Origin of the sequence: Amycolatopsis sp. NPDC049252 (genome assembly GCF_043197175.1) — a bacterium.
In the GTDB taxonomy this organism is placed as follows: Bacteria; Actinomycetota; Actinomycetes; order Mycobacteriales; family Pseudonocardiaceae; genus Amycolatopsis.
Genome location: NZ_JBICSQ010000035.1, coordinates 38,918 through 63,520, shown reverse-complemented (window position 1 = coordinate 63,520; position 24,603 = coordinate 38,918). Strand labels below are relative to the sequence as shown.

At 70.5% G+C, this 24,603-nt stretch carries 24 protein-coding genes, 1 tRNA gene and 2 pseudogenes; 13 read left to right on the top strand and 14 right to left on the bottom strand.

Annotated features, from left to right (window positions below):
- The first annotated feature begins 7 nt into the window (after positions 1-7).
- On the top strand, positions 8-574 hold the full coding sequence (locus ACGFMK_RS29455) for a carboxymuconolactone decarboxylase family protein (protein ID WP_392769838.1): 567 nt from the start codon (positions 8-10) through the stop codon (positions 572-574).
- A 62-nt stretch (positions 575-636) separates the two neighbouring features.
- Entirely contained in the window at positions 637-1,407 is a 771-nt protein-coding gene (locus ACGFMK_RS29450; protein ID WP_392769835.1) for a hypothetical protein, read from the top strand.
- On the opposite strand, the gene ACGFMK_RS29445 is transcribed toward ACGFMK_RS29450, so the two are convergent.
- On the bottom strand, positions 1,379-2,332 hold the full coding sequence (locus ACGFMK_RS29445) for a sigma-70 family RNA polymerase sigma factor (RefSeq protein WP_392769833.1): 954 nt from the start codon (positions 2,330-2,332) through the stop codon (positions 1,379-1,381). The two genes, ACGFMK_RS29450 and ACGFMK_RS29445, sit on opposite strands and share 29 nt — an antisense overlap.
- 32 nt (positions 2,333-2,364) lie before the next feature.
- Here ACGFMK_RS29445 and dnaG point away from each other — a divergent pair, with 32 nt between their 5' ends.
- Genes dnaG through ACGFMK_RS29430 form a run of 3 tightly spaced genes read left to right on the top strand, consistent with a single transcriptional unit; the run spans position 2,365 to position 5,620 of the window.
- Positions 2,365-4,281, top strand: coding sequence for a DNA primase (gene dnaG / locus ACGFMK_RS29440; protein ID WP_392769830.1), 1,917 nt, complete (start codon positions 2,365-2,367; stop codon positions 4,279-4,281).
- 3 nt (positions 4,282-4,284) lie between these two features.
- Positions 4,285-4,809, top strand: coding sequence for a hypothetical protein (locus ACGFMK_RS29435; protein ID WP_392769827.1), 525 nt, complete (start codon positions 4,285-4,287; stop codon positions 4,807-4,809).
- Positions 4,810-4,858: 49 nt separating this feature from the next.
- A complete protein-coding gene (locus ACGFMK_RS29430) occupies positions 4,859-5,620 on the top strand; it encodes a trans-aconitate 2-methyltransferase (protein WP_392769824.1) in 762 nt (253 codons plus the stop codon).
- Here ACGFMK_RS29430 and ACGFMK_RS29425 read toward each other — a convergent pair.
- Positions 5,617-5,793 (bottom strand): hypothetical protein, encoded by a 177-nt coding sequence (locus tag ACGFMK_RS29425; RefSeq protein WP_392769822.1) that lies wholly within the window; start codon positions 5,791-5,793, stop codon positions 5,617-5,619. The two genes, ACGFMK_RS29430 and ACGFMK_RS29425, sit on opposite strands and share 4 nt — an antisense overlap.
- 166 nt (positions 5,794-5,959) lie before the next feature.
- Here ACGFMK_RS29425 and ACGFMK_RS29420 point away from each other — a divergent pair.
- Positions 5,960-6,032: transfer RNA gene (locus ACGFMK_RS29420), tRNA-Asn, on the top strand.
- Between the two features lie 386 nt (positions 6,033-6,418).
- Here the strand turns inward: ACGFMK_RS29420 and ACGFMK_RS29415 are convergent.
- Positions 6,419-7,105 carry a class I SAM-dependent methyltransferase gene (locus ACGFMK_RS29415; protein WP_392769819.1) on the bottom strand — a complete coding sequence of 229 codons (687 nt, stop codon included), beginning with the start codon at positions 7,103-7,105 and terminating at the stop codon, positions 6,419-6,421.
- Positions 7,106-7,150: 45 nt separating this feature from the next.
- On the opposite strand from ACGFMK_RS29415, the gene ACGFMK_RS29410 reads away from it, so the two are divergent.
- Positions 7,151-7,582 (top strand): MarR family winged helix-turn-helix transcriptional regulator, encoded by a 432-nt coding sequence (locus ACGFMK_RS29410; RefSeq protein WP_392769816.1) that lies wholly within the window; start codon positions 7,151-7,153, stop codon positions 7,580-7,582.
- Between the two features lie 129 nt (positions 7,583-7,711).
- Here ACGFMK_RS29410 and ACGFMK_RS29405 read toward each other — a convergent pair whose 3' ends face one another.
- Positions 7,712-8,170, bottom strand: a complete 459-nt coding sequence (locus tag ACGFMK_RS29405) for an N-acetyltransferase (protein WP_392769813.1) — start codon at positions 8,168-8,170, stop codon at positions 7,712-7,714.
- A gap of 75 nt (positions 8,171-8,245) precedes the next feature.
- The gene (locus tag ACGFMK_RS29400; RefSeq protein ID WP_392769811.1) at positions 8,246-9,094 is read right to left on the bottom strand and encodes an LLM class flavin-dependent oxidoreductase; all 849 of its coding nucleotides are present in this window, start codon (positions 9,092-9,094) and stop codon (positions 8,246-8,248) included.
- Between the two features lie 100 nt (positions 9,095-9,194).
- Here ACGFMK_RS29400 and ACGFMK_RS29395 point away from each other — a divergent pair, with 100 nt between their 5' ends.
- On the top strand, positions 9,195-10,076 hold the full coding sequence (locus ACGFMK_RS29395; protein WP_392769809.1) for a LysR family transcriptional regulator: 882 nt from the start codon (positions 9,195-9,197) through the stop codon (positions 10,074-10,076).
- A gap of 130 nt (positions 10,077-10,206) precedes the next feature.
- On the opposite strand, the pseudogene ACGFMK_RS29390 reads toward ACGFMK_RS29395, so the two are convergent.
- Together ACGFMK_RS29390 and ACGFMK_RS29385 are read right to left on the bottom strand one after the other, a co-directional pair.
- Positions 10,207-10,881 (bottom strand): annotated as a pseudogene (locus ACGFMK_RS29390) (phosphotransferase); the annotation flags it as partial.
- Positions 10,882-10,992: 111 nt separating this feature from the next.
- On the bottom strand, positions 10,993-11,583 hold the full coding sequence (locus ACGFMK_RS29385) for a TetR/AcrR family transcriptional regulator (protein WP_392769807.1): 591 nt from the start codon (positions 11,581-11,583) through the stop codon (positions 10,993-10,995).
- An 88-nt stretch (positions 11,584-11,671) separates the two neighbouring features.
- Between ACGFMK_RS29385 and ACGFMK_RS29380 the strand changes: the two genes are divergently transcribed.
- Positions 11,672-12,346 (top strand): nitroreductase, encoded by a 675-nt coding sequence (locus ACGFMK_RS29380; protein WP_392769804.1) that lies wholly within the window; start codon positions 11,672-11,674, stop codon positions 12,344-12,346.
- 200 nt (positions 12,347-12,546) lie between these two features.
- Here the strand turns inward: ACGFMK_RS29380 and ACGFMK_RS29375 are convergent, their stop codons facing one another.
- Positions 12,547-12,945 (bottom strand): DUF4279 domain-containing protein, encoded by a 399-nt coding sequence (locus ACGFMK_RS29375; protein WP_392769801.1) that lies wholly within the window; start codon positions 12,943-12,945, stop codon positions 12,547-12,549.
- A gap of 117 nt (positions 12,946-13,062) precedes the next feature.
- Here ACGFMK_RS29375 and ACGFMK_RS29370 point away from each other — a divergent pair, with 117 nt between their 5' ends.
- Both ACGFMK_RS29370 and ACGFMK_RS29365 read left to right on the top strand, forming a co-directional pair.
- Positions 13,063-13,221 carry a hypothetical protein gene (locus ACGFMK_RS29370; protein WP_392769799.1) on the top strand — a complete coding sequence of 53 codons (159 nt, stop codon included), beginning with the start codon at positions 13,063-13,065 and terminating at the stop codon, positions 13,219-13,221.
- Between the two features lie 44 nt (positions 13,222-13,265).
- Positions 13,266-13,409: a hypothetical protein gene (locus ACGFMK_RS29365; protein ID WP_392769797.1), complete on the top strand. Its 144-nt coding sequence runs from the start codon at positions 13,266-13,268 to the stop codon at positions 13,407-13,409.
- Positions 13,410-13,427: 18 nt separating this feature from the next.
- Here ACGFMK_RS29365 and ACGFMK_RS29360 read toward each other — a convergent pair whose 3' ends face one another.
- From ACGFMK_RS29360 to ACGFMK_RS29340, 5 genes are all read right to left on the bottom strand, one after another.
- Positions 13,428-14,183 carry a hypothetical protein gene (locus ACGFMK_RS29360; protein WP_392769794.1) on the bottom strand — a complete coding sequence of 252 codons (756 nt, stop codon included), beginning with the start codon at positions 14,181-14,183 and terminating at the stop codon, positions 13,428-13,430.
- A gap of 24 nt (positions 14,184-14,207) precedes the next feature.
- The gene (locus tag ACGFMK_RS29355; protein ID WP_392769791.1) at positions 14,208-18,776 is read right to left on the bottom strand and encodes an RHS repeat-associated core domain-containing protein; all 4,569 of its coding nucleotides are present in this window, start codon (positions 18,774-18,776) and stop codon (positions 14,208-14,210) included.
- Entirely contained in the window at positions 18,773-19,111 is a 339-nt protein-coding gene (locus ACGFMK_RS29350; RefSeq protein WP_392769790.1) for a type VII secretion target, read from the bottom strand. The genes ACGFMK_RS29355 and ACGFMK_RS29350 overlap by 4 nt, the downstream gene beginning before the upstream one ends.
- Before the next feature lie 19 nt (positions 19,112-19,130).
- Positions 19,131-19,667, bottom strand: coding sequence for a YbaB/EbfC family nucleoid-associated protein (locus tag ACGFMK_RS29345; RefSeq protein WP_392769787.1), 537 nt, complete (start codon positions 19,665-19,667; stop codon positions 19,131-19,133).
- Between the two features lie 283 nt (positions 19,668-19,950).
- Complete coding sequence (locus ACGFMK_RS29340; RefSeq protein WP_392769785.1) at positions 19,951-21,099, bottom strand: hypothetical protein; 1,149 nt, start codon at positions 21,097-21,099, stop codon at positions 19,951-19,953.
- Between the two features lie 488 nt (positions 21,100-21,587).
- Between ACGFMK_RS29340 and ACGFMK_RS29335 the strand changes: the two genes are divergently transcribed.
- Both ACGFMK_RS29335 and ACGFMK_RS29330 read left to right on the top strand, forming a co-directional pair.
- Positions 21,588-22,331, top strand: a complete 744-nt coding sequence (locus ACGFMK_RS29335) for a hypothetical protein (RefSeq protein ID WP_392769782.1) — start codon at positions 21,588-21,590, stop codon at positions 22,329-22,331.
- Between the two features lie 84 nt (positions 22,332-22,415).
- Positions 22,416-23,624: pseudogene (locus ACGFMK_RS29330) on the top strand (Ig-like domain-containing protein).
- A 55-nt stretch (positions 23,625-23,679) separates the two neighbouring features.
- Here the strand turns inward: ACGFMK_RS29330 and ACGFMK_RS29325 are convergent.
- Positions 23,680-24,447 (bottom strand): glycoside hydrolase family 75 protein, encoded by a 768-nt coding sequence (locus ACGFMK_RS29325; RefSeq protein WP_392769779.1) that lies wholly within the window; start codon positions 24,445-24,447, stop codon positions 23,680-23,682.
- Positions 24,448-24,603 lie beyond the last annotated feature (156 nt).

Genomic DNA, 24,603 nt, shown 5'->3' with positions numbered 1-24,603 from the left:
GACGGACATGCCCCGCATCGCCGCGAAGAAGACCACCGAAGCCGGACCGCTGCTCAAGCTCTTCTACCGCGTCGCCGGGAGGAAGTACGGCGCGGTGCCCGAGCCGATGGCCGTCGCCGCGCACCACCCCGGCCTGCTGCGCGCGAACACGGTGCACGAGCTGATGGTGCAGCGCGCGTCGAAGAAGCTCCCGGTGAACGTGCGCGAGCTCGCCGTCTACCGGGTCGCCACCCGGATCGGCTGCTCGTGGTGCGTCGACTTCGGCACCATGCTGCAGAAGCACGACGGCCTGGACGTCGACCGCCTGAAGAAGATCGACGACTACGCGACGTCGCCGGCGTTCAGCGTCCAGGAGCGGCTCGCGATCGCCTACGCCGACGCGATGTCCGGGGCGCACGTCACCGCCACCGACGAGCAGGTCGCCGAGCTGGAACGCGAGTTCGGCCGTGAAGGCGTCCTCGAGCTGACCTACCAGATCGCGCTGGAGAACTCCCGCGCCCGGATGAACAGCGCGCTCGGCGTCGTCGACCAGGGCTTCACCTCCGGTGACGCCTGCCGGGTCCCGCTCCCGTAGGACCCCGGGAACCAGACCCCGGTCGGACGCGCCGGAGGGGGCCGCCGCGGGACCGTTCCGGCATGCACCTCGTCGCCAGTGAACGGATCAAGCTCTTCAGCATCGCCACACCCTGGGTGTGCGGCCTCTTCGCGGTCGTCGCGCTGGTCGCGCCGGCCGTGCTCACCGCGCTCACGGCCACCGAGTCCCGGCTGCCGCCCACCGTCGCGAGCACCCAGTTCGGCTACCAGCTCGCCATGGTCGCGGTCCTCCTGCTGGCCGCCCTCGCGGTGACCAGCGAGTACCAGTCCGGCACGATCCACGGCACCTTCCAGGCGGTGCCGAGCCGGACGCCGGTGCTGGTCGCGAAGGCCGCGGTCGTCGCCGGGTACGGCTTCGTCATCGGCGAGGCCGCCGCCTTCACGGCCTGGCTCGTCGCGCGCGTCCTCGCCCCGGACGCCGACCTGGCCCTGAACAGCCCGGCGGACTGGACGATCGTCGCCGGCACCGGCCCGGTGTTCGCGCTGGGCGCCGTCTGCGGGGTCGGCGTCGGCCTGCTCGTGCGCCACACCGCCGGCGCGGTCGCGCTGCTCGTCGCGTACCCGCTGATGGCGGAGAACGTCATCACGCTGATCCCGCGGGCCGGGATGGTGATCCACCGGTGGCTGCCGCTGAACGCCGTCACGAAGTTCCTCGCCGGCACCGGCGAGGCGAACGCCGGTCGGGACGGCGGCAACGCCACCGTCCTGTCGGACTCGCCGCTGGCCCAGGGCTGGGCGTTGACCTACTTCGGTGCCTTCGCCGTTCTCCTGCTGGCCGCCGGGATCACGAAGGCGCGCCGCCGGGACGCGTGATCCGGGTCAGCTTGTCCGGGTTGACCACGTCGTAGATCGCCACGATCTTCCCGTCGCGCACGCTCATGGCCTGGACGTGCTCGTCGAGCGCCAGGAAACCTTCGCGCCCCGGCATCGGGGGCAGGTAGAACCCGAGGTCGCCGTTGACCATGACGGGCGCGCCGCGGGTGACGCTCTCCGGCGCGTACTTGCGCATGAGGCCGACGAAGAAGCGTGCGATCTTGTCGGCGCCGAGCATGAGCTGGCGCGTGGTGCGGCCCTTGCCGTTCGAGTCGCCGACCAGCACCGCGTCCGGGTGCAGCAGCTCGACGACCGCCCCGATGTCGCCTGCGAGCAGCGCGGTGACGAACTTCTCGAGGATCTTCGCCTGGTCGTCCAGCGGCACGCGCGGCGCCGGGTCCGCGTCGGCCAGCGCGCGGCGGCCGCGGGAGCCGTGCTGGCGCGCGGCCTCGGCCGAGCAGCCGAGGATGTCCGCGATCTCGGCGAAGGGCAGCGAGAAGGCGTCGTGCAGCACGAACGCGACGCGCTGCTCCGGGGTCAGCTTGTCGAGCACGACCAGCGCGGCCATCCGCAGCCCGTCGTCGCGGACCGCGACCTCGAGCGGGTCCTCGCTCACCGGCTGCCCGAACGGCGTCACCACCGGCTCCGGCAGCCACTGGCCGACGTAGCGCTCCCGCTGCGCCGCGGCCGACTTCAGCCGGTCGAGGCAGATCCGGCCGACGACCGTGGTCAGCCAGCCGCGCAGGTCCCGGATCGCCTCGCGGCCGGCCTCGTCGAGCCCGGCCAGCCGCAGCCACGACTCCTGGACGGCGTCCTCGGCGTCGGCGCGGGTGCCGGTCAGCCGGTAGGCCACCCCGACGAGGTGACCGCGGTGCTCGGCGAACCGCGCGGCGAGGGTGTCCTGGGCGGTGGGCGTGGAGGCCATGCCCCGAGTGTGCCGCAAACGGAAAGACTAGAGTGAGTGGCGTGGCAGGACGGATTCGGGAGAGCGACATCGCGGAGGTGCGCGAGCGGAACCGGATCGACGAGGTCGTCGGGGAGTACGTGGCGCTGCGCCGCGCCGGCGGAGGCAGCCTGAAGGGCCTCTGCCCGTTCCACAACGAGAAGACCCCGTCGTTCAACGTCCGCCCGACGCACGGCACCTTCCACTGCTTCGGCTGTGGCGAGGGCGGCGACGTGATCAAGTTCGTCCAGAAGATCGACCTGATCACGTTCGTGGAGGCCGTCGAGCGGCTGGCCGACCGCGTCGGCATCCGGCTCACCTACGAAGGCGGCGGCGCGACGATCCAGCGCGACCGCGGCAGCCGCAGCCGGCTGATCGAGGCGCACCGCGCCGCGCAGGAGTTCTACGCCGAGCAGCTGGTCACCGACGAGGCCCGCACCGCGCGCGACTTCCTGTCCGAGCGCGGGTTCGACGCCGCCGCGGCCAAGACGTTCGGCTGCGGCTACGCCCCCGGCGGCTGGGACAAGCTGACCAAGCACCTGCTCACGCGCGGGTTCGAGGTCAAGGAGCTGCTGACGGCAGGGCTGTCCAAGGAGGGCCAGCGCGGCCCGATGGACCGCTTCCACCGGCGGCTGGTCTGGCCGATCCGCGACGTCGGCAACGAGGTCGTCGGCTTCGGCGCGCGGCGCCTGTTCGACGACGACCGGATCTCGGCCAAGTACCTCAACACCGCCGAGTCGCCGATCTACAAGAAGTCCCAGGTCATGTTCGGCCTCGACCTGGCCAAGCGCGAGATCGCGAAGCGGCACCAGGTCGTCGTGGTCGAGGGCTACACCGACGTGATGGCGATGCACGCGGCGGGCGTCCCGACGGCCGTGGCGTCCTCGGGCACGGCGTTCGGCGAAGACCACATGAAGGTGCTTCGCCGGCTGATGATGGACGACGACGCCTTCCGCGGCGAAGTGATCTTCACCTTCGACGGTGACGAGGCGGGCCAGAAGGCCGCGCTGAAGGCGTTCGAAGGTGACCAGACGTTCGCCGGCCAGACCTACATCGCCGTCGCCCCCGACGGCATGGACCCGTGCGAACTGCGCCTGGCCAAGGGCGACAGCGCGGTCAAGGACCTCGTGGCGCGGCGGACCCCGCTGTTCGAGTTCGTCATCCGCAGCACCCTGAAGAACTACGACCTCGACTCGGTCGACGGCCAGGTCGCGGCGCTGCAGAAGACCGTGCCGATGGTGGCGTCGATCAAGGACCGCGCCGCGCGTGACGGCTACGCGTCGAAGCTCGCCTGGTGGGTGGGCTGGCAGGACGTCGCGCAGGTCGTCAACCGGGTCCGCGGCAGCGCGGGCGCGACCGACAAGCGCGGCGGCGCGCCCCTGCGGCAGCCGGCGCGGGTCGGCGCTCCCGAGGTGAAGGCCCCGGAGTCCGACGTCGCCCGCCCCGCGCCGAAGGACCCGCGGTTCGCGATCCAGCGCGAGGCGCTCAAGGCCGCGCTGCAGCAGCCCGCGATCGCCGGGCCGGAGTACGACGCGCTGCCGCTGGAGGCGTTCACGCACCCGGTGTACGTCGCGGTGCACGAAGCCGTGCTCAAGGCGGGCGGCGCGGGCTCGGGGCTGACCGGCCCGGCGCTGCTGGACGCGGCCGCCCCCCACTGTCCGGAAGGGACGGTCCGGCGGGTGCTGTCCGAGCTGGCCGTGGAACCGTTGCAGGCCAAGGACGAAGTCGACTCCCGCTACATCTCCTCGATCCTCGCCAGGCTGCAGGAGAGCCTGGTCGGGCGGCAGATCGCGGAGATCAAGGGGAAGCTGCAGCGGCTGTCGCCGGTCGAGGCGCCGGACGACTACCGCGCCCTGTTCGGCGACCTCGTCGCGCTGGAGCAGTACAAGAAGTCGCTGGGCGAGCAGGCGTCCGCCAGCGCGTGGGGCTGAGTCATGAGTTTCCTGCGCCGGTTGCTCGGCGACCGCACCCCTGACGGCTTCGCCGGCTCGCTGGACCCAGGCGAGGACGTCGTGGACAGCGCGCCGGTCGAGGGCGGCGGCCACCTGGTCGTCACGCCGTTCGGCCTGTGGATCCCGGACGGCTCCGGCGGCGCGCGGCGCGTCGGCTGGCACCTGATCGGCAAGGCGGCCTGGAAGGACGGCGTCTTCACGCTGACCGAGTCGGCGGAGACCGGCACCGCCGGGTCGGCCGTCGTGCTGACCGACCTCACGCCGGTGCGGTTCAGCCTGCCGGAGCCCGCCAGGGTGCCGCACCACGTGCGATTGCGCGTCGACAGTTCGGTGCGGTCGCGTCACCGCCAGGAGATCGGTGACGGCGGCGCGTGGTTCGTCCAGCGCAAGGTCTCCGGCCGCGACGGCAGCGTCCTGCAGGTCCGCCCGGACCCGGGCACCGACATCACGCTGGTGGCGGCCATCGCCGAGCAGGTCGCCGCGAAGCTGGCCCACACGGTCGAATAGCAGTACGCTCGTACTCAGTACAGGCGTACTGTTTGTTCGGGAGGCGACCGTGTGGGATCCGGAGAAGTACCTCGACTACGCCGACCTGCGGGCCCGGCCGTTCTACGACCTGACCTCCCGGATCGGCGCGGTGTCACCCCGGCGGGTCGTCGACCTCGGCTGCGGCCCCGGGAATCTGACCGTCGACCTGGGGAAACGCTGGCCTGACGCCACCTTGGAGTGCAGCGACAGTTCACCCGAAATGGTGGCGGCCGCCCGCGCTCGCGGTCTGGACGCCACGGTGCTCGACGTCAACGACTGGACCCCGGCGCCGGACACGGACGTCGTCGTGTCGAACGCGGTCCTGCAGTGGGTGCCGGAGCACCGCGACCTGCTGCGGCGCTGGGCCGGTCAGCTGCCGTCCGGCGCGTGGCTCGCGGTGCAGGTCCCGGGCAACTTCGACGCGCCGTCGCACACGCTGACCCGCGAGCTGGCGGCGTCGGAGGCCTGGTCGTCCCGGCTGGCCGAGGTCGTCCTGCGCGAGGACGACGCGGTCTCGACCCCGCTGGAGTACGCGAACCTCCTGGCCGACGCGGGCTGCGGCGTCGACGCCTGGGAAACGACGTACGTCCAGCCCCTGCGCGGGTCGCGCGCGGTGCTGGAGTGGATCACCGGAACGGCGTTGCGCCCGGTGCGCGCGGCCCTTTCGGACGAAGCATGGGACCAGTTCCGCGCGGAGCTGGCCCCCCGCCTCGACAAGGCGTACCCGACACGCCCCGACGGCACGACGTGGTTCGAGTTCCGCCGCGTGTTCGTCGTGGCGCAGGTCTAGCGCCGGCGCCCTGCCTTTTCACCGATCTTTGCCCGCGCGACCCCGGCGGCACCCTGGACCATCGGATGGTCGACGACCCGGCGGTAGGTGCGCACGAGCTGCTCGTACCGCCCCCGGCCTGCCTTGGCGCCCAGCACGTACCCCAGGCCCGCTCCCAGCAGGAACTTCTTCATCCGTGTCCACGCCTCTCGTCGGTAGGTCGTCCGAGGAGTCCATTGTCCAGGAAAACCGCCCGCAGGGGGCGGTTGCGCTAAGTGGGGGGTGGTGCGAACCCGGCTGCGGGGATGGTCTAAAGTTCTTCTTGTCGGGCGAGAGCGCGGCACCGGAAAAGAGCGACATTCCCCTGTAGCTCAACTGGCAGAGCATTCGGCTGTTAACCGGAGGGTTCTTGGTTCGAGTCCAAGCGGGGGAGCAAAGCCCAGGTCGCAGACCTGGGCTTTTTTGCTACCCCTGGGTAGGGGCGATTCAGTGTCTATCTTGACGATCGTCCAAACGGCGGCCTGACTGCCTGTAGCCGCTGTCCGGTTTGCGCTCAGCGCTACCCGCGGGACCGGGCTCCCACTTGGGCGGTTCGAGCTTCACCGACGGCACGCCAGTCGGCAAGCTGCTGGTGCAGCGCATCCCGTTGCGACAGCAGCCTTTGGGGGCGGCACTGCGCGGGTTGGACACCGAGAGCGCAGGTTCTTGCCGCACTGGTGTCCGTCGGGTGCGGCTGCCGGTGCATCGTCACGGCGATGCCTCCATTGGCGGTCTCGAACCGAAGGCTGGGTGGCGCAGGATCTCGGCACGACGTCATGGTCAGGACAAGTGTGCCGACAGCAGCCAGGCCGGTGTCGACTTGCGGCCGTTGCCTTCGTTCCGGACGTCGCTGCCGGCGAAGTCCGCGAAGTCCGGGAAGTTCTCGGGGACGTTGGCGTGGATGCGGGCCGGCCGGATCTCGTCGATCGTCCAGTACGCGCCCACCACCTCCCGCAGTTCCTCCGCGGAGACCGGGTTGACCTTGCCGGTGGGCACGGTCGCGCTGTCGAACACCAGCACGAAATAGGATGCGCCGGGCGCTGCGGCGCGCACGATCGATTCCTGGTATCCCTGGCGCAGCTCGACCGGCATCGAGTGGAACAGGGTGCTGTCGACAACGGTGCCGAAACGGCCGTCGTAGCTGGTGAAGGTGCTGATGTCGGCGATCGCGAAGCCGGCGTTGGCCAAGCCGCGCCGGTCGGCTTCCGCGCGGGCGAGCTCGATCGCGGTCGGCGACTGGTCCAGGCCGACCGTCGTGAAGCCCCGCTCGGCGAGGTAGAGCGACGTTGCGCCCTCGCCGCAGCCGGCGTCGAGGACCTCACCGTGGAATGCGTCCGTGTCGATGAGCGCGGCGATCTCGGGTTGCGGTTCGCCGAGGCTCCACGGCGGCCGGAAGCCCGGCCCCATCTCGGGCGCTTGACCACGATAGGCGGATTCGAACAACGCGTCGCCGGATGAGCTCGTCATGCACCCAGAGTGTCAACCAGGTTGATATATGTCAACATGGTTGACATGGAAACCTTCCGGGACGAGCCCCTCGGCTACCTGCTGCATCGGGTCACCGCGGCCTTGCGCGCCGAGGTGGCCGCCGCCGTGCTCGAGCCGTCGGAGCTGGCGGCGCCCGAGTACCTCTGCCTGCGGATGCTGTCGCAGTCGCCGAAGTCCAACGCCCAGTTGGCCCGCGAGGCGCAGGTGTCGCCGCAGGCGATGAACAAGGTGGTTCTCGCGCTGCAGGACCGCGGCCTGGTGACGCGACCCGCGACGGTGTCGTCCGGGAGGTCGTTGCCTGCCACGCTGACGCGCGAGGGTGTGACCGTGCTTGCGCGCCTCGACCCCGAGGTGGCCGAGGCCGAGAATCGGGTTCTGGCCGAGCTCGACGAACACGATCGGCGCGAGCTCCGGCGGCTCCTCGTCGCGGCCGGCCGGGTGGTGTCCCGGCGGTGATCCTTTCGGGACACCACCACAGCATCACGCGAGGACTGCCGACCACAGCCACCTTGCGGCATGACCGGACGTGAGCGAGCGATCAGCGGCCGTGCCGGACGTGGGAGTCGCGCGACGTGCCGGCACGAGTCAGCGACCGCAGCGGTTCACGCGCTTCCAGGGCCAGTCTGTGGCGAGCCAGCGTGCGACGGTGTCAGCGAGCGGTACGTCGAGGTCCGATCGGTCGGCCCGCACCCAGGACCGCACCGTGACGTCCCACTCCTCGGAAGCTGAGGGATACAGGTAGACGCAACCGAGGACGTCGTTGTCCGGTGGGCCGAGAACCGTGAACGTGAAACCGGCACGTCGCGTGAAGTCGTCGGCGTGGCGGCGAAGGTCGGCCAGGTTGGCCTCGAGTGTCATGCCGTCGTGTGGTGGCCAGTTGCCGTTGTGGTAGCCAGTAGTGGAGCGTATGTGCTCGATGCTCGACATCCAGGCGGCGTGATCGGCTCGATTGTGCTGCGGCCCCAGCGGTTCGAGGTGGAACTGGTCGGTGACGAGCGAGGTCGGCGGCTCGAAGCCGATGGGCACGAACTCGTCCGCGGTCACGACCGGGATCGTACTGGGCAGGCCAGACCTCCTGCGCTCGAGTTTCGTCTCGGGGCATGCGCGAATACTCGTCGTTCAGGGGAGAAGGAGGTCCAAGGTGCGGCTCCTTTCGTTGAGGGGTACGACGATCAGGTCGGTCACGCCGGCGTCTTGGTAGCGCTTCACGGCGTCCGTCACGGTTGTGTCGTCTCCGATGACGAGTGTGTCGGCCGGGTTGGCGAGTCCTGCGCGGTCGAGTGAGGCGCGGTAGGCGGGCATCTGACCGACTGCGGTGAGCTGCTCCGCGAAGTCGGCGCGGGCGCGGTCGGGGTTCGGGCTCAGCAGGGTGACGGCCTGGGCCACGATGCGCGCGCCGGGGGCGGTGTGCGGGGCGATGTTCTTGGCCACCATGTCCGGCGTGACCCAGGCGGCGGCCACCCCGTCGGCGAGGTCGTGGGCCAGCTCGAGCATGCGTGGTCCGAGCGCCGACAGCAGGAGGCTGGGAGCCGGTGCGGTGATGTCGAGACGCGTGTCGACGGTGAAGAACTCGCCGTCGAACCGCACGGGCCGGCCGTTCAGCAACGCGCGCAGCACGGTGAGGTACTCGCGGGTGTGCCGCAGCGGGGAGGTGTAGGGGAGGCCGAGCTGGTCCTGGACGTACCAGGCGTGGCTGGGGCCGATGCCCAGGGTGAGACCGCCGGAGGCGGCTTGGATGGTGAGTGCTTCGGTCGCGGTGGTCACGGGGTGGCGGGGGTAGGTGGCGACGATCGCCGTGCCGGCTTCGGCCGGTCGTCGGCCGAGGGAGGCCAGCAGGGTGAGCGGGTCCCATCCGCCGGGGTTCTGGTTGGTCCAGAAGCTGTCGAGGCCGCGCTCGGCGGCGTCGGCTGCGGCGGCCACCACGTCGACCGGGGAGAGGGGACTGATCAGGCCGGTTCCGATGTGCATGCCTTCATCCCAGCCGGGGCGCCCGGTGCGAACCAGCCCCACTTAGACTGCTCAGCGATCACTTTTTGTCATCGTGTCCGGTTGGCCGCCTGGAGGGGATGTGGAACTGCGCGCGCTGCGGTACTTCGTGACCGTCGCCGAGGAGTTGCACTTCGGCCGGGCCGCCGAGCGGCTCAACATCGTGCAGCCGGCCGTGAGTCACCAGATCGCGCGGCTGGAACGAGATCTCGGCACGCGGCTGTTCGACCGGTCCCCGCGGCACGTGCGGCTCACGCCGGCCGGTCTGCGCGTGCTGGAGGCCGCCCGGGAGACGCTCGCCGCCGCGGCACGCGTGCGCGTGGTCGCCGGAGAACCCGCTGCCCACCTGCGGATCGGTGTCGCCCCGGGCCTTACCGCGCGGCTGGAACGCGCCGCGGAACTCCTGCTCGACGGGGTCCGGCCCGCTCAGGCCTCGCTCGTGGACCTGCCGGTTCCCGCTCGGCTGGCCGCGGTCCGGGGCGGTGAGCTGGACCTGGCGCTGGTCCGTGGCCCGGTGGAGGCGGACGGCGTCCGCGTGGTGTGGGCGTGGTCCGAGTCGCTGCTGGCGGTGGTGTCCGACGAGCATCCGGCGGCCGGCCTCCCGGTGGTGCGGGCGGCCGATCTGGATCGGGCTGCTCTGCGTCTGCCGGCCCGGGAGGAGGACCCGGCGTTGCACGACGCGGTCACCTCGGCCCTGAACCGGGTCGGTGGGGGAGGGTTGGGTCGGTCGGGCGGTTCGATCCTCAGCGTCTTGATCGAGGTGGGCGGTGGGCAAGGGGCTTGGACGTTGCTGACCGCGGAGCAGTTGGCCGGGTTCGCTGCGCGGCGGGTTCGTGCGTTGCCGCTTGATCCGCCGTTGAGCATCGACGGGCACATCATCGCGTCGCTGCGGACACCGCCGGACTGCGTGTCCTCGTTCGTGCGGGCGTTCACCGACACCCCCACCCCGGAAACCGAGACATGACGAGACGAGCCCAACACGCGCTCAGCGGCCCGGGCGGATATTCGGGGGAGATCACCGAGTCAGAGTGAGCAATTCGTCGATCGCCGAATCTGAACCGTCATTCGTGAGGTACGCGATGGCGAACATCGGTGCGATCACCCAAGCACGCCTTCGGGTCGATCGCGACCAGGCCGCGCGACGGACCGCCGTCCAGGACGTTGCCGAGGTGTAGATCTCCGTGCAGCAAAACGATTCTGGCCTGAGTGTCCAGCAATGCTTCACAGCGCTGGATCGCTCGCTGCCACGCGCGCCGGCCGATCCGCGCCCCGATGGCCGGTTCGGACAGTCTCCGGCCGATCCGGGCGAAGGCCTCGTCGCACCGGCCGCGCAGATCTCGCGACCAGAACGCGGGCGCAGGCACGCCGTGCAGAGCGGCAAGCAGCTCGCCCCACAGGCGCGGCAACGACTCCGGTGGCAGGTCCTCGGCCTCGGTGCCCGGCAGGATCTCTTCCAGCACCATCGCCCCGGCTTCCGCGTCCGCGGACAACACGGCCGGTACCCGGCCCGAAGCCGCGAACACGCGCAGCATCTCCACCTGCTCGGTCAGCAGCGCTCGATCCGGGCTGAGCTTGAGCACTGCCGGCGTTCCGTCACGCCATCGACAGCGCAGGACGACCGACGAGGCCCCGCTCGCGAACAGGTCCCCGAGCACGAGGCCCCACCGGGAGGCCAGCCGCGCGGCGAGGGCCGGGACGTCGGCCAGCCAGCCGGCAGCACCGGGGCCGAAACGATCCACCAACCGCGCGCCGGCGTCTCCGATGTCCACCTCGGCAGTCTGCCCCCGCGCGTGTCGGCACGTGCGTGCGCTGCGGTCGGCGCCACGAGAGGACGCCAGGCAGGGCTGCCCGTCACCGTCGGGTAGTTCCGGAGCGCGGTACTACCTGCCGGGGCGACGCGGCGCGTGGTCGAGCAGGGTTTCGGCGGCCTGGCGGGCGTGACGGCCGTAGTCGGGGTCGTTGAGCACCATCGCGCGGCTCGCGGCGCCGTCGGAGAGGGTGACGAGCTGCTCGGCCAGCGGTTCCGGCTCGTTGATGCCGAGTTCGTCCAGCAGGCCGGTCACCAGGGTGAGCATGAGGATTTTCTGCTCGCGCGCGAAGGCGTGCACGCGGCCGGCGGGGTCGGGGTGCTCGACCGCGGCGTGGATGAACGGGCACCCGTGGACGGTTCCGTCCGGCCACGGGTGCACCGCGAACATCGCGAGGAGCCGGTCACGCGGGGGCAGGTCGTCGCGCCTGAGGGTTTCGAGCAGCGAGTAGCCGGAGCGCAGGAGGTGGTCCAGCTGGGCCAGGACGAGGTCCTCCTTGGTGGGGAAGTGGGCGTACAGGGTCCGCTTGGACACCGGGGCGTGGGCGGCGATGTCCTCCATCGTGGTCGCGGTGATGCCGCGCGCCGCGAACAGGCTGATCGCGGCGGTCACCACGCGTTCCCGGCCGCCCCGGCCGGCTCGGCGTGCCGGTTCGTCGTTCATGCCGCCAACTATACGTCAGCGTTTACATAGCGCGGGATGTTCGCTACGGTCACCCAGGTAAACGTAATCGTGTACTTGAGGAGGAAGCGTGGCGACGGTGACGAGCTTGGCGGAGCGGCTCATCCGGGGTCGGCGCGCGACCAGGGCGTTCCTGCCCGACCCGGTTCCGGACGAGACGATCGAAGCTGTCTTCCGCCTGGCCGGCGCGGCGCCGTCGAACTCCAACGCGCAGCCCTGGCAGGTCGAGGTGGTCAGCGGAGCCGCGCGGGACAACCTCGCCGAAGCGCTCGTGGCCGCGGGCCGGGCAGGCCGGCAGACCGTCGATTTCCCTTACAGCGACGGCATTTACTCGCCGACGCACCAACGACGTCGCGCGGAGTTCGGTGCCGTGGTCTACGAGGCGCTCGGCATCGGCCGCGACGACCGCGAGTTGCGTGCCGCGTATGACACGAAGAGCTTGAGCTTCTACGGCGCGCCCCACGTCGCCCTGCTGTACGCGCCGGAGTCCGGCGACGCGCGGCTGACCGCCGACGTCGGCATGTACGCGCAGACACTGCTGCTGGCCATGGCGGCCTACGGGGTGGCCAGTTGCCCCCAGGCTCTGCTGAGCTTCTACGCCGACACGGTGCGCGAGACGCTCGACGTCACCGGCGGGAAGCTGTTGTTCGGTGTCGCGTTCGGCTACGCCGACCCGACGGCGGCGATCAACTCCGTGACCGTCGGCCGCGAGCCGTTGGAGAAGACGACACGCTTCCACCGCTGACCGTGGCCGCGGCGGTCACAGGGGGTCGTATTCGTCGCCGTTTTCGTGAGCACGTAGTCGGGCGACAGTTCGGCCAGGCACCTGCTCAGGGACGCCAGTAGTTTCCTCGACGGCGATCGAGGAACGACAGACCAATGCGCCACCGGGAAAACCCGGCGTGCCGGGACGCGCCCGCTCACCGGCGCAAGCGGACGTTGGCGTCAGTCGTCGTCGCCCATTACGTCCAGGAGCAGGTCACCCGGTATCGCGAGCAGCCGGCGAAGAAGCGGCCGGTCGAGCTCGATGGCGTGTTCGGTCGCATGTGATGCCGCCAAGCAGAACCAATCAGCCACGTACCCCTGACCGGTCAGCTGCCACAGGGCGTCGGCCTTCGGTTCAAGCCGGTCGAGAAGACGATGAAGATGATCGGCGAGCTCGCCGCCCGGCGGTAGGTCCGACGACAACAGCCACAGCGATCCCCGGCGGACAGCTCCCGAGCGGCGTCCTACCCGGTCCCCGGCTTCGAATTCGTGCGATGGCTTCAGGCCGAGGAGCCGGGTCACGGCTGCGGCGCTTCCGCCGTGATCGCCGGCGAGCCGAAACGTCGCACCGGTCCACACCAGGCCATCATGGCGCGCCAGGCCCCTCCACCGCGAGGCAAATACGGCGGACTTTCGCCGAAGACGTGGGCCGGGTGGAGAATGGGTCGGCGGGGTGTTGTTCCTGCGCCGGGAGGGATGGACGTGGACGACGGCGAAGCGGTGGCGGAGCTGATCGCGGCTCGGCTCCTGTCCTTCGGTGGCAGGGGCTTCACCGGAGCCGTCGACTCGAGTACGGTCGCCTACCGGCACCTGGGCGGCTGGGCGCACGCGCGCTCCCGCTGCTCGACCGCGTGATCGAGGAAGGGACGCCGGCAGGTCGGGCGTACGCGGCGACGCTGGTGAGCGAACTGGATGACCGAGCGGGCCGCGCGGCGTGGGAACGGCTGGCCGACGAATCCGGCTTGATCCGGTACTACCGGGGCTGCGTGTGCGAGGAACTGCCGCTGGGCGAGTACGCCCGTCGCCGCCTTCGGGCGTGCTGACCGGCGCACCCGGATCCTTCAGCCGGGGAAGTCCGCGGACTCGGCGTTCGGTCCGTACAGCGCGATTTTGACCGCTTCCAGCAGCTCCTCGAGGCCGGCCGGCGTGGCGACCCCGTCCGGGCCGGTGAGGGTCCAGGTGCCGGTCCAGGTGACCGTGTACACCTCGTGCCGGTAGTTCTCGAACTCCACGAACAGGTCGTCCCGGCCCTCGCCCCGGGTCACCGTGCCGACCATGGATTTGAGCCCGGCGAAACCGCGTTTCGCCTGGACGGAACCAGTGGCGCCGCGGTAGCGGTATTTCAGGTACGGGGACGGCGGGCGGTCCCAGCGGGTGCCGCGGATGCCGGCGCCGCGACTGTAGCGGTATTCGGCGTCTTGGAGGCTCTCGTCGCCGGCCACCTCGCAGCGGTAGACCGGGATGACCGCCCGGACGGCGTCGTTCATCTCGGCGTCGTCCGGGTACAAGCGGTGCAGGGGCGGGGCGGCCGCGGCTACCGCGTCGAAGCCGTATCCCGGAGGGGAGAAGCCTTCGGCAAGGGTCAGCGGGGCGTCGGTGGTCAGTTCGGTGCTGTGCGAGCGGGCGAAGGACAGCAGCGCGACGGCCAAGCCTTCGTCGTACGAATCCAGTGCGTATGCCTCGAACGCACGCTTGCCGTCGGCATACAGGGCCGCGCTGGAATCGAAGCCGGGGGCGGCCGCCCAGTGCCAGGCGTCGGGCAGGTCGTCGAGAGCGGTGACGCCGGATATCGCCGCGTAGGTTTCGCGTGGGTCCACTGTTCGCCTCCCGATCTGCCTTTGTCAGTGCAAGGTACACGGATGCCGAGGTCCCGGCTCCGTCTCCGCGTAACGGTCGGTGAGCTGCGCGCCTTCGGACGAGTTCTGCGATCGGCCCATGGCTTCCATGTCGTCGGTGTTGTTGTACCAGGCCTTGCGTTCCTCGTCGGTCATGTTGTGGCCCTCGTCGCGCCAGTGCTCCACGACCGGCGGAACGTGCTCGTAGGTCAGGTTCCGGTTGCCGTTCGCGTCGTAGTACGGAATCGGGCGTCTCTGTGCGTCGACCCAGCTCAGCTGGTCGTGTGGAATGCGGGCGCCGCTCGCGTCCCGCGGGACGCCGCCGAGGGCCCGGCCCTCCAGAGTCCACTTGGTCGCCATTTCGTCGTGTGTGGACTGCCAATAGCCGCCGGGGTATTCGGTGCCCCGGTTGTGGACGTGGTCGGCGGGCGGCAGCGCGGGGTCCCTGGCCCATTGCTGGCTCGCCGGGTCCCGGTAGCCGGCCAGGCCCAGTGGGTCGGCGACCGCCAGCGGGTTCGGGACGTAGGTGTAGTGGTTCGCGGACGGGGCCAGCCCGATCGGGTCCGGCGACAGGTAGCGCGCGGTGTGCGGGTCGTAGTAGCGGTGGACGTTGTAGTGCAGCCCGGTTTCGTCGTCGTGGTACTGGCCCGGGAAGCGGAGCGGGCAGCCCGTTCCGTCCGAAGTGGACATGACGATGGTGTTGCCCCACAGGCCGCTGGTCCGGTACCAGGCGACCCGGCCGGACGCGTCGACCAGTTCGGTCGGTGCGCCGATCAGGTCGGCGACGATGGCGTGGAAGCGGGTGTCGACGACCTCGGCGGGCGCGTCCGCCAGCCAGGAGCGGGTGGTTTGCGCGATCGGCTCGGCCGAGCCGCCGCGGTAGTCCCAGGACGTGACGGTGGTCTGGCCGTCGACGGTACGGACGGCTTCGGCCAGGACGCTGCCGTCCCAGGAGAACGTGGTTTCCTCGGCGACGCCGCCGTCGGGGGCGAGGCGCTGCTTGGCGATCCGGCGGCCGAACGGGTCGTAGCGGTACCGCCAGCGGGTGCCGTCCGGCGTGGTGACGCCGATCAGCTGGTCGCGGTCGTTCCAGGCGTACTCGCGGATCCGGCGCCGGCCGGACAGGCTGCGCCGGATTTCCCGGACGACCCGGCCGGCGGCGTCGTACGAGTAGGACGTCCGGCCCGCGCTGCGCAGCAGCACTCCTTCCACCACACGGGGACCGGCCACGTCCGAGGCGTCCTCAGTGGACGGACCGGGTTGTGCGGAGACCAGGTTTCCCAGCGCGTCGTAGGCGTACTGTTCGGTCCAGCCGGCGGCTTGCACGCCGGTGACCCGGCCGCCCGGGGTGAGCGCGAAGGCGCGCGGGCCGTGCACCCGGTCGTCGATCGCGAGCACCTGACCGTCGGCGCGGTAACGGAAGCCGCGTTCCTGCAGCGCGCGATCCGGTTCGCCGGCGGAGAAGAGCGTTTGACCGGTGAGCCGGCCCAGTTCGTCGTGCGTCTGGGCCAGGCTCGCGTTTTCGCCGAGGCGGCGGAGCACCTCCCGGCCTTCCCGGTACTCGAAGGCGACCGTTCCGGCGGTCCCGGTCATCGCGGTTTCCCGGCGCAGCTGGTCGTAGTGCCACCGCGCTTCGACGCCGGACGGGGTGATCCGGCGGACGCGGCGGCCGGTCAGGTCGTACTCGCTGAGCAGCTCCCGGCCGTCGACGGATTCAGCGACCGGGCGGCCGAGCAGGTCGCGTTCGTAGCTCACTTCGACGGCGTCGCCGGCGACCCGCCGCAACCGGCCGCCTTCGTCGTACTCGTAGGCGATGGCCGTTTCGCCGGACGCCTGCCGGATCACCCGGCCGCGGACGTCGCGGGTCAGTTCGGTCACCGCGCCGCCCGCTTCCGCGCGCGAGATCATCGCGCCCATGGCGTCGACCCGGTATTCGAGCGCGCGGCCGGTGAAATCCTGTTCGCCGACCAGGTTTCCGGCGGGATCGTAGCGGTAGGACCAGGTCTGCCCGGCCGGGTTGCGGACGCCGGTGAGCCGCAGTTCGGTGTCGTGGGTGAAGGTGTGCCTGCTGCCGTCCTGGCCGGTGCGCGCGGTGAGCAGGCCGAACGGGCCGCGTTCGAACACCGTGGTCGCGCCGGTGGCCGAGCGGGCCCGGACCAAGCTGCCTTCGAGATCGTAGAACCGTTCCTCGCGGTCGCCGTTGGCGGCGACGTGCCAGGCCAGCGCGCCTTCGCGGGTCCAGCCGTACCGGGTGGTGCGGCCGCGCGGGTCGGTCGCTTCGACCGCCCGGCCGAAGCCGTCGAGCCGGAACGTGGTGGTTTCGCCGTCGGGCGAGGTGATCGACAGCGGGCGTCCGGCGTCGTTGCTGGTGTAGGTCCAGCGGGCGCCGTCCGGTTCGACGGTGGCGGCCAGGTGGCCGCGCTCGTCCAGTTCGCTGGTCGCCACCGCGCCCAGCGGATCCACTGTGGACACGATACGGCCGGCGTCGTCGTAGGTGTGCCGCCAGACCGCGCCGTTCGGCTGGGTCACGGTGACCGGCAGCCGCCAGCGCGGGTCGTACTCGATGGTGAGCGCGGTGCCGTCGGGGTAGCTGATCCTCGTCGGGTCGCCGTTTTCGTCGCGTTCGTAGCGGGTGACCGCCCCGTTCTTGTCCGTGAACGACAGCAGCCGGTGGAACCGGTCGAACTCGGGGCGTTCGGCGCCGCCGTTCGGGTCGACGACCGCGCTGATGTGGTTGTGCTCGTCGTAGTGGTATTCGGTGCGCCGGCCGAGGCTGTCGGTGACGGTGGTGACCCGGGCGGCCAGGTCGTAGCCGAAGGTCGCGTCGAGGTAGCCGTCGAGGCCGGCGCCGCGCACGACGCGTCCGTCCGGGCCGTAATCGTAGGTGTAGCGGTAGCCGGTGCGGTCGGTCCAGGCGACGATCCGGTCCGCGTCGTCGTAGTCGTACTGGTAGGGCGCACCGGTCGAGTTCACGATGCCGGAGAGCCGGCCGCGCCGGTCGTAGCGGAACGACACGATCGGCACGTCTTCGCCGTTCTCACCGCCGCCGAGCAGGCGGTATCCGGCGATGCGGAGACCGTCCGCGCCGTCGACGGTGTCGACGGCGACCCGGTAGCCGCCGGAATGCGTGACCGCGAGCGGCCGCCCGGTTTCGTCGCGCCGGTAGTCGACGCGGTGCCCGCTGCGGTCCGACAGCGAGGCGATCTGCCATTCTCCCGGCACCGTGGGGTGCGCGGCGAACCGGCGGGTCCAGCCCGATTCCTCGTCGACGAGCAGGTAGGTTTCCGCGGCGGCGTCCCAGCTCAACGGCCAGCGGGCGCCGAAGCTCGGCAGCACCGGAGAGCCGTCACGGGCCGGGTGGATGTAGCTGAGCACTTCCGCGTCCGCGCCGTAGTACCGGACGAAGTCGTCGGTCAGCACCAGTCGCTGGTCCACTGTGGACGCCCAGCCGGGGCCGAAGGACCGGCCGTCGGCGTAGCCGGAGGCGTACGCGCGGTTCAGCACCAGCGGCAGCAGCCCGGGCAGCTCGACGTCGGTGCCCGCGGTGATCATCTGGCCGGACACCGTGTCGACCGGGTCGCCGCCCTTGCCGTCGCAGCCGCCGGTGCCCTCGGACTTCTGCCCGCCGGCCGCCTCCGGATCGTGCCCGCCGGGCGCGTTCGGGTCGGCGCCGTGGTTTCCGGGCGGCGCGCCGTCGGGGACGCCGCCGTCCGGCTCCGGCGCGGACGACGGCGAGGTGCTCTCGTGCGGGGCGCCCGGTTCGTGCGGGGCGGCGTGCCCGGGTTCGGCCGACGAGACGTGCGTGCCGCCTTCGCCGGGACGTCCGTGCAGCTCGGACATCACCTTCTTGACCGCGGCGAAGATCTCTTCGAGCTTCGACATCAGCGGCCGCAGCTTCTCGACCGAATTGATCAGCTTCTTGACCAGCGCGCCGATCTTCTCGATCCACGCCGAGACCTGCTCGACCACCTGCGCCACCACGACCGGCGTGCCGAGCCCGAGCGAGCAGACCTCCTCCAGCGCGTCCTGGATGAAGTCGCCGACCGCCTGGGTGATCATGTCGCGGACCATGGCGCGCACCGCGGCGGTGAGCACCCCGACGATCTCCACCACGGTGCTGATCCCGCTCGCGCAGGTCGCGGCCGCGTCGAGGTGGTCGATCTTGTTCTTGACGTTCGCGCGGTAGGCGTCCGCGGCCTGGCCGGTCCAGTGCGCGGTGTCCTTCCGCACGCTGTCGCCGAGGTCTTTGGCCGCCTTCTCCACGGCCTTGGCGATGTTGCCCCAGGTCTGCGCGTAAGCGGTGATCTGGTCGGCGTCGCCGGCCAGCTGGTTCAGCGCGTCCTGCAACGGCTGGACGTGCTCGATCAGCCAGTTGAGGCCGTAGGAGATGAGCGTGCCGACCGGGTTCATCGCGATGGTCAGCAGGTCCATCGCGGTGCCGAGCGCCGCGATGCCGCCCTCGATCCACGAACCGGACTTGATGCCGTCGTAGGCGCCGATCGCGTCGTCGAGGACGTTGACGCCGGTGTGCCAGGTCGTCGAGTCCTGTTTGGCGGCGACCAGCGGATTGCTCACGCCAGGTCCTTGCCGAGCCCGGTGATCCGCTGCGCGTGCGCCTGTTCGGCGTCCCGGTAGGTCTTCGCCGCCTGCCGGATCGACTGCGACAGCGTGCCCATGGCCTGCTGCGCGGCGCCGAGGGTGAGCAGGCCGGGAGCGCTGACCCCGAGCACCATCGGCACGAAGAGCGGGCCGCAGATCAGGCCGTACGCCTGCACACCCATGGTGACCTGCTCGGCCGCCGCGAGCGCCTGCCCCAGGGTCTGCCCGACCTGCTCCACCGCTTTCGCGTGGGTGAGCAGTTCGTCCGGGCGGACTTGGTAGCCGCCGCCGTTCGCCGCACCGTCCGGCATGGTCGCCTCCCCGTTCCGGCTATTCGCGGATCATGACCGGGCCGCCGAAGCCCTCGTCGTCATCGTCGGGCGGGGCCTTCGGGCGCGGCCGCGGTGGTGGCGGCGTGGCTTCGGGCTCGTCGGCGAGCCGGCCGAGCCGGGCGGCCGGCTCCGGCGGAGTCTCGTCCGGCTCGGGTTCCGGCTCCGGGAACTTCGCCCGGTAGCTGCCGACGATGGTCTCGCGGGTCTGCGGATCGTCGCCGATGGTGTCCGCCATGACCTCGCCGAGCCGGTCCGGCAGCTTCGCCTGCGCGGTGCGCAGCGCGGACAGCACGGCCTTCGCGACCTGACCGCCGGACATTTCCCGGACGCGGTCGGTGATCCGCAGGTCGGTGACGTTGCCGGCGGAATCGACGGTGACCGTGGCGGTGCCGTCCTTGCTGGCCGCCGAAACCGAGACCTGCTCGACGGCCTGCTGCATCGCGCGGTAGCGCTGCGCTTTCAGCTTCGCTCGCGCGACCAACTGGTCGACGCGAGCCTCCGCATTCTCCGCATTGTCCGATATCGGGTCGCTCATCCGGTTGTTCCCCCGCCGTCGCCGAGTCGGGTACGAGGTAACCATCGAAATCGAACCGGCGTGCGGCGGATGTTCCGGAATTAAGCCGAATGGCGCACGCGGAACGGGCGATGACTCCTTGCTCGATCGACGTCGAAAGTCCATTGCGCACCGTCTCGGCGGAGTGCGCCGAACTGCGGTTCAAGCGTTCGCTGGAAGGGCCACGCTTCGAGCGGACCCCGTGACTGACGGCGGGCCGTCTCCCCCGAACAGGGGAGACGGCCCGCCGGTGGGAACTCCGGGCTCAGCCGCGGGCCGCGGCCACCGCGGCCGCGGCCGGCTGGTCGGCGGCAGGCGGCATCAGCTTCGGGTACTCCTTCTGGAACTTCTCGATCATCGTGGCGGACGGGACGATCCGGTTCGGGTTGGCCTGGCTCGTCGCCTGCTTCTCGCCCCAGGCGCCGGCGGCCTTGCGCTGGTCGGGGGTGCCGTGGCTGTGGAAGCAGTCGCCGATGGAGGCGTCCAGGTAGGTGACCTCCTGCTGGGTGCGGGCGTCCCACCCGAAACCCTTGGCGTGCGCGACGAAATAGCCGCCGTAGGCGTCGGGACCCATCTCGGAGGACTCGTTGCGCGGGTAGTTGTCGTGGGCGAAGTCGACCTGGTGGCCGTACTCGTGGCCGACCACGGACTCCACCGAGACGTCGACGAACCCGAGGATGGCGACGGTGTCCAGCAGGCCGTCACCGAGCGCCACGCGCTTGCCGCCGAGGCTGCCGGCCGGGGCGGAGAACGCGTTCAGGGTGAGCAGCGGGTTGCGGCCGCCCTGCAGGGCCGGCACTTCGTAGAGCACCTTGGTGGCGAGTGCGGCGGCGTCCTTCACCTTCGCCGGCGCGAGGCCCAGGCCGAAGGTCTGCGCCATCTTCGCCTGGCTGCCGAGATCGGTGCCCTTCCAGGCGACGAGCTGGATGTTCCAGCTCTCGATGTCCCAGAAGGCGCGCAGCTTGTCGATCGTGGCGGTGGCGCGCGGGGAGTACTGGCCGTCGGTGCCGAAGACCTGCGGGGTCTTGTCGGACGCGACGCCCTGGACGTAGAGCTGGCTGAGCCCCGAAAGCGCGTCGAGCGCCCGCCCCTCGAGCGGGGTGAGCCGGGACGCGAGGTTGTTCGCGTAGGTCAGCAGCGAGCCCTCGGTGCAGCCCGGGATCGGGCCGTCCGCGGCCTGGCTCTGGGGGCCGATCTTCGGGATGGGCGACTCGATGAGCCGGTCGACGTCGCGCAGCGCGCTCGCGGGCAGGCCGTTGTAGAGGTCGATGACGTCCTGGTACAGCTGCGCGACGTCCTGTTCGACGGTGGATGGCGCGGCCGCGGCCGCGGGAACGGCCGTGGCGAGCGCGAGCGCCGCCACGGTGCCCGCTGCCATGAACGTTCTGCCGAGGAATCCGGTCCGGTTGGGCAAGGTGGTCCCCTCTTCTGTTCCGGTTCAAGATCACGAAGCACCGCCACAGTAGGGCGGTCGTTGACGGTGAAACCGGCGCCGGGACAGGAACCCCGAAATGGCTCACGTCTTTCGGAGGGTTTTCGCCGCGCCGGCATCGGCCGAAAGTACTAGGAGCGGCCGCGTATTGCGGTGGCTCGACTACCTCGCCGCAGGCCGGACGCTGGGGAAACGCGTCTGCCACGAAACAATTTCTGCCAGATCCATGGTGCGGCCGCGGAAACCGATCGCGCCCTGAACCGCTCGGCCCGGGTCGACGTCGAATTCCCTGCCCGGCGGTCGTTTCCCTCGCCCGGCTGGTGCCGGGTCGCCGGCTGCCGACCGGCCGCGCGGCAAAGCTCGCTCACTCCGGGACGCGCGCCGCCGCGGTGCACCTGGCCCGTTCGCACGGCAAACTGCGGAGCCAGGCGCGCGACGAGCGGCGCGCGAGCACCGGCTAGGGTGACCGCGTGAGCGTGCCTCGGCGTCCTTCGGCCCGGGTGGCCGACTTCCCGATGTTCCTGATCGAGAGCCACGGTGACGAGGCGGACGCCGGTGCCCGGGACACGATCGGGGGCCACCCGATCCTCCCGGCCACCGAGAGCTGGCCGACGTGCCGGTGCGGCGAGCGGATGGTCCTGTTCTTCCAGGTCGACATCCCGCCGGACGTCCCGGATTTCGGCGGTGACCACCTTCTGGTGTTCCAGTGCCCCTCGGACAACGAAGCGGTCGGGGTCGAGGGCGGCCGTGACCGGCTTCCGGAACGGTACTGGGACGTTCCGCCGGTCTGGGGCGAGCCAGGAGCGTTCTGGCGGATCCTGCTGCACCGGGACGGGACGGAGCCGGCCGGCGATGCCGAACCGCACCTTCGGCCGTACCGGCTCTCCCTCCGTCCCGGCACCGAAGAGGTCACCGTCTGGAAACCGGAGTCCGACCCCGTCGAGCGCCGGGTCGGCCGGTCCGAGTTCAAGATCGGCGGCGTCCCGAGCTGGGCGCAGGACCCGGAGTCCTATCGGTGCGCCTGCGGCGCCGAACTGGTGTACCTGTGCCAGATCCCGCTCGACCAGGGCTTCGAAAAGCACGCGGACCAGCCCGAGCAACCCGGCACGTTCAGCTCCGAGCACTACGGGCTGTTCCTCGGCAACGAGGTCTACGTCCTCGCCTGCCCGGCGCACTGCCACCCGGCGGCGGCCTGGCCGGTGACGCAGAACTGATCCCCGGGCTCGCGGGACCGGCTCCGAGAGATCGGATCGTTACGCAACTTCGCATGGGGGTAGGACGTCTTGGAGGGCGTGAGAGTGATCCGCATCGCCGGGCTCGGCCTGGTGGCCGTACTGCTGGCCGCATGTAGTGGACAAACCGAGACCGGGGGGACCGCACAGGCGGTCGGGGCCGTCGGCGCGGCCGGGACGGCGACACAGCCCGGGGTACCCGCCGCGACGGTGGCGTTCGGGGGCGGCGACCAGCTGAGCCCGAAGGACCCGATCGTCGTCAAGGCCTCAGGTGGCACGTTGCAGGCGGTCACGGTCACGAACCCGCAGACCGGCAACGCCGTCAAGGGCGAACTCTCGGCGGACAAGACGACCTGGACCAGCAACGATCGCCTCCGGTACGGGGCCACCTACCAGGCGGTCGCCACCGCGGTGAACCCGGCGGGCGCGGCGAGCGAGCAGCGCGGGGAAGTCCACACGCTCAAGCCGTCCGGGGTCGCCACCGCTTCGCTGTTCCAGCCGTCGTCGGGCGATTTCGGCGTCGGCCTGGTCCTCGGCCTGAAGTTCGACCACGACATCACCGACAAGGCCACGGTGGAGAAGTCCTTCAAGGTGACGTCTTCGCCCGCCCAGGACGGCGGCTGGTACTGGGTGGGCAAGCGCGAAGTGCACTTCCGGCCCAAGGAGTACTGGAAGGCCGGCTCGACCGTGAAGCTCGAGACCACGACCTTCGGCATGCCGATCGGGGGCGGCGTGTACGGCGGCCAGGACGTCTCGGCCACCTACAAGGTGCACGACTCCTGGATCGCCAAGGCGGACGGCAAGACGCACCAGATGAAGGCGTTCCACAACGGGCAGCTGGTGAAGACCGCGCCGATCAGCATGGGCAAGACCGTCGACACCCCGCCGCGGGGCCCGACGCCGACCTTCAACGGCACGCACACCGTGCTGTCGAAGGTGGACCACACGATCATGGACTCCTGCAGCTACGGCGTGTGCGAGGGCGACCCCGGCTACTACAAGGCGCCGGAGAACTGAGACGTCCGGATCTCCAACGACGGCGAGTACCTGCACGAGAACCTGAAGACGGTCGGCGTGCAGGGCAGCGACAACGTCTCCAACGGCTGCCTCAACATGAACACCGAGAACGCCAAGTGGTTCTTCGACAACTTCAACGCCGGCGACGTCGTCGAGGTCACCAACTCGGGCGGCCCGCAGCTGTCGATCAACAACGGCCATGGGGACTGGGCCATCAGCTGGAGCGCCTGGCAGGCCGGCAGCGCCCTGCGCGGCTGAGCCGCGACCACCGCCGCGGCGGTGGTCGCGGTCACCTTCACCTGACCGCCGGAACTCAGAGGCCCATGCCGGCGCCGAGGCTGTCCAACGCCTTCTGGACCAGGGCCTGGGCGTTGGCGTTCAGGGCGGAGTTCGCGCCGTTCACGACCCACGACGAGCCGGAGAAGATCACCACGGTCACGCCGTTGTCGACGCCGCCCGTGGTGCCGCTGCTGGGGATGCCGAGCGACGAGGCCGCCTTCACCGACGCCTCGCCGAGTTCGCGGGAGTCGTTGTCCGAAGTGGTCTGGTCGTTGCCCGTCTGGGTGTCGCCGAAGATCGCGCCGATCACCTTGCTCTTGTAGAACATCAGCGCGAACTGACGGCCCTTGATGCCGTGCTCCTTGTAGAAGAAGTGCGGGCACGGGCTCTTGCGGTCGTAGCAGTCGTCACCCAGGACGTAGAACGGCACGTGGTGCGCGGCCAGCTGGGCGCCGTTGCTGTCCTGGAAGGTCGTCTCGTCCTGGTGGTCCGGGTCGGAGTCGGGGTCACTGCCGTCGTCGTCCACGGCCAGCGACGAGCTGTAGGCGTAGACGCCCGACGACACCTGGAACACGTTCACGTTCTGGGACCGCGTCATGGTGTTGATGTGGGGCTTGGAGTTGACCTTGTGCGCGGTCGTGCTGTTCTTCTGGACACCGGCCAGTACCTCGGCGGCGGTGTACGTCTTGTCCGCCGTGGCCGGGGAAGTGGTGGCCGCGTCGGCGGCTTTGACGCCGAGCGGCGGCGCGATGAGCGTCAGAGCCGCGGCGGCTACCACGGCGAAGCGCTTGCGGGATGACATGGGCGGGACCCTCCACTCTTAGTTAGGAAAGTTACCTAACATAGGGAACCACCTGTGAGCCCGGACACGTGAGATTTTTACCAACATTTTGGAGAAATGTTCCGCTCTTCGGGGCACGCAGGCGCTTCCGGGTAGCCCGCGGGAATTCGGGTATCC

Excerpts from the sequence above, each read along its gene's own strand:
- ACGFMK_RS29325 (WP_392769779.1), bottom strand. The coding sequence starts at position 24,447 with ATGTCATCCCGCAAGCGCTTCGCCGTGGTAGCCGCCGCGGCTCTGACG.
- ACGFMK_RS29425 (WP_392769822.1), bottom strand. The coding sequence starts at position 5,793 with ATGAAGAAGTTCCTGCTGGGAGCGGGCCTGGGGTACGTGCTGGGCGCC.
- ACGFMK_RS29445 (WP_392769833.1), bottom strand. The coding sequence starts at position 2,332 with ATGGCCTCCACGCCCACCGCCCAGGACACCCTCGCCGCGCGGTTCGCC.
- ACGFMK_RS29455 (WP_392769838.1), top strand. The coding sequence starts at position 8 with ATGCCCCGCATCGCCGCGAAGAAGACCACCGAAGCCGGACCGCTGCTC.
- ACGFMK_RS29450 (WP_392769835.1), top strand. The coding sequence starts at position 637 with ATGCACCTCGTCGCCAGTGAACGGATCAAGCTCTTCAGCATCGCCACA.
- ACGFMK_RS29370 (WP_392769799.1), top strand. The coding sequence starts at position 13,063 with ATGGACGTGGACGACGGCGAAGCGGTGGCGGAGCTGATCGCGGCTCGG.
- ACGFMK_RS29345 (WP_392769787.1), bottom strand. The coding sequence starts at position 19,667 with ATGAGCGACCCGATATCGGACAATGCGGAGAATGCGGAGGCTCGCGTC.
- ACGFMK_RS29385 (WP_392769807.1), bottom strand. The coding sequence starts at position 11,583 with ATGAACGACGAACCGGCACGCCGAGCCGGCCGGGGCGGCCGGGAACGC.
- ACGFMK_RS29400 (WP_392769811.1), bottom strand. The coding sequence starts at position 9,094 with ATGCACATCGGAACCGGCCTGATCAGTCCCCTCTCCCCGGTCGACGTG.
- ACGFMK_RS29410 (WP_392769816.1), top strand. The coding sequence starts at position 7,151 with ATGGAAACCTTCCGGGACGAGCCCCTCGGCTACCTGCTGCATCGGGTC.
- ACGFMK_RS29350 (WP_392769790.1), bottom strand. The coding sequence starts at position 19,111 with ATGCCGGACGGTGCGGCGAACGGCGGCGGCTACCAAGTCCGCCCGGAC.
- ACGFMK_RS29415 (WP_392769819.1), bottom strand. The coding sequence starts at position 7,105 with ATGACGAGCTCATCCGGCGACGCGTTGTTCGAATCCGCCTATCGTGGT.
- ACGFMK_RS29435 (WP_392769827.1), top strand. The coding sequence starts at position 4,285 with ATGAGTTTCCTGCGCCGGTTGCTCGGCGACCGCACCCCTGACGGCTTC.